Genomic DNA, 2,851 nt, shown 5'->3' with positions numbered 1-2,851 from the left:
CTAAAAATGCCGACTATGGCGCAGCGGAAGCCTACCTCACATTTGAGCATGACGAGTTTACCATGAAGCCCACCCTTGATGAAAACGGGCGGCTGATACCGAGGGAGGACTACCGCATTTCTTCCCTTAACTGCGGGGGCGAGGATTTCGCCGTTGCCTGTATGCGAGCCAATCTCCGCTATGAGAAAAACCAAAAACGGGAAGATGTGAAAAGCCACCACTATATCATCAGCTTTGACCCACGGGACGGGACAGACAACGGCTTGACCGTAGACCGGGCGCAGGAGCTGGGCGAGCAGTTCTGTAAAGAGCATTTCCCCGGACACCAAGCCTTGTATGCACCCACCCGGACGGGCATAACCACAGCGGGAATATCCATGTGCATATCGTCCTCAACTCCCTGCGGATTTATGAAGTCCCGCTTCTGCCCTACATGGACAGACCAGCCGACACACGGGAGGGCTGCAAGCACCGCTGTACCAACGCCGCTATGGAATATTTCAAGAGTGAAGTTATGGAGATGTGCCACCGGGAGGGGCTTTACCAAATCGACCTCTTGAACGGCAGCAAGGAACGGATAACAGAACGGGAATACTGGGCGGCAAAGAAAGGGCAGCTTGCCCTTGATAAAGAGAACGCCGCCAGAGAAGCCGCCGGACAACCGACCAAGCCCACCAAGTTTGAAACGGACAAGGCGAAGCTGCGCCGGACGATACGGCAGGCACTTTCCCAAGCTACCAGCTTTGACGAGTTTTCTTCCCTTTTGCTGCGGGAGGGCGTGACCGTCAAGGAGAGCCGGGGGCGGCTTTCCTACCTCACGCCGGACAGAACAAAGCCTATCACAGCCCGGAAGCTGGGGGACGATTTTGACAAGGCTGCTGTCCTTGCCCTGCTTACGCAGAACGCCCACAGAGCCGCCGAAAAGCCTAAAGCCATACCGGAATACCCACATACCCAAAAGGGACGCTTGCAGGAGGAAAAAACCGCAAAAACCGCCCCGGCAGACAACACCTTGCAGCGCATGGTTGACCGGGAAGCCAAGCGAGCCGAGGGCAAGGGCGTGGGCTATGACCGCTGGGCGGCAAAGCACAACCTAAAGCAGATGGCGGCTACCGTTACCGCCTACCAGCAGTACGGCTTTTCCTCCCCGGAGGAACTGGACGAAGCCTGTTCTGCCGCCTATGCCGCCATGCAGGAAAGCCTTACAGAGCTGAAGCAGGTGGAAAAGACGCTGAACAGGAAAAAGGAGCTGCAACGGCAGGTACTTGCCTATTCCAAGACCCGCCCTGTCCGGGACGGGCTGAAACAGCAGAAAAACGCCAAAGCAAAAGCAGCCTACCGACAGAAGCACGAAAGCGACTTTATCATAGCAGACGCAACCGCCCGTTATTTCAGGGAGAACGGCATTTCCAAGCTGCCGGGCTATAAAGCCTTGCAAGCAGAGATTGAAAGCCTTATCAAAGAGAAAAACAGCGGCTACAACGATTACCGGGCAAAACGGGAGGAATACCGCCGCTTACAGACTGTCAAGGGCAATATCGACCAGATTTTACGCCGGAGCGAGCCGCAGCGCAGAAAGGAGCAGAGCCATGAACGGTAATATCCCCCGCATGGACTACCGCCAGTACCGGGCAGCCCGCCGCCTTGTGCATGAGTGCTGCAACTATGACAGCGGGAATTGTCTGCTTTTGGAGGACGGCGAGCCTTGCGTCTGTGTGCAGAGTATCAGCTATTCGCTGCTCTGCCGCTGGTTTACTGCCGCTGTCCTGCCCCTTGATGAAGCACTGGAAGCCGCCCTCTTGCGCCGGGGAAGCCGGAAACGCTGCGCTGTCTGCGGGGCGTTCTTTGTCCCCAAATCCAACCGGGGGAAATACTGCCCGGACTGCGCCGGACGCATGAAGCGGATAAACGCCGCCAAACGGAAGCGGAAACAAAGGGAGAAATGTCACGCTTTAGGGCATTTCAAACCCGCATAAATCAAGGCTTTTTTGGAGGGTGTCAAAGGGTGCGTGATACATTTATCCTTTTCCCCCGAAAACGCCCCCTAAAAGCGTAACAGAACCCATAGACAGACACCACAAGGAGGTGAACCCTATCGCTGATTATATGACCGCAGAAACGGAGCTGCCCGCTTACCTGCCTTACCCCCGTTTCCTGCTGAAAATGGACATATCCCACACCGCCAAGCTGCTGTATGCGCTGCTGTTAGACCGTTCCACCCTTTCGCAGAAGAACGGCTGGCAGGACAGCGAGGGGCGGACATACATTGTCTACCCCATAGCAGAGATAGCGGAAATGCTGGATAAAGGCTGTACCACCATAAAGGGCGCACTGAACGAACTGGACGCTGCCGGGCTGCTGGAACGCAGACGGACGGGCTTTTCTGCCGCCAATCATCTGTATGTGAAAGTGCCGGATATTCCAGTGGTACAGTTTTCCGACCAACTGACGGACGGAAAACCGCCCCTCATAAGGGCAGGAAACCGACCAACTGACAGCCGGAAAACTGACCTTATGACGGACGGAAAACCGTCCCCTAACCAAACTAATATAAACAACCTAATAGAGAGCCAAACAAAAAGAGCGAGTGAGGGGCAGTCCCCTGCCGCTTATGGCAGATATAAAAATGTATTCCTTTCTGACGCAGAACTTTTGGAACTGGAACAGGACTTCCCCGGCAAGTGGGAGTATTACCTTGACCGGCTTTCCTGCCATATCGCTTCCACCGGGAAGCAGTACCACAGCCATGCAGCCACCATTTACAAGTGGGCGCAGGAGGACGCTGCCAAAGGCAAGGCTGCCCCGAAACAGGGCATACCCGATTATTCATGTAAGGAGGGCGAGAGCTTAT

Annotated in this window: 2 protein-coding genes and 1 pseudogene; all 3 read left to right on the top strand. The window is 55.3% G+C overall.

Annotation, left to right across the window (positions count from 1 at the left end):
• A pseudogene (locus DWX73_RS13025) lies at positions 1–1,600 on the top strand (relaxase/mobilization nuclease domain-containing protein); the annotation flags it as partial.
• Entirely contained in the window at positions 1,590–1,976 is a 387-nt protein-coding gene (locus tag DWX73_RS13020; RefSeq protein ID WP_012744303.1) for a cysteine-rich VLP domain-containing protein, read from the top strand. The pseudogene DWX73_RS13025 and the gene DWX73_RS13020, both read left to right, overlap by 11 nt.
• A 130-nt stretch (positions 1,977–2,106) precedes the next feature.
• Positions 2,107–2,851 (top strand): replication initiator protein A (locus tag DWX73_RS13015; protein WP_012744302.1); only part of this gene is annotated, 745 nt, incomplete at its 3' end.

Source organism: Coprococcus sp. AF21-14LB (genome assembly GCF_003458885.1).
GTDB lineage: Bacteria > Bacillota > Clostridia > Lachnospirales > Lachnospiraceae > UBA9414.
This window is presented reverse-complemented; position numbering and strand designations above follow the sequence as displayed.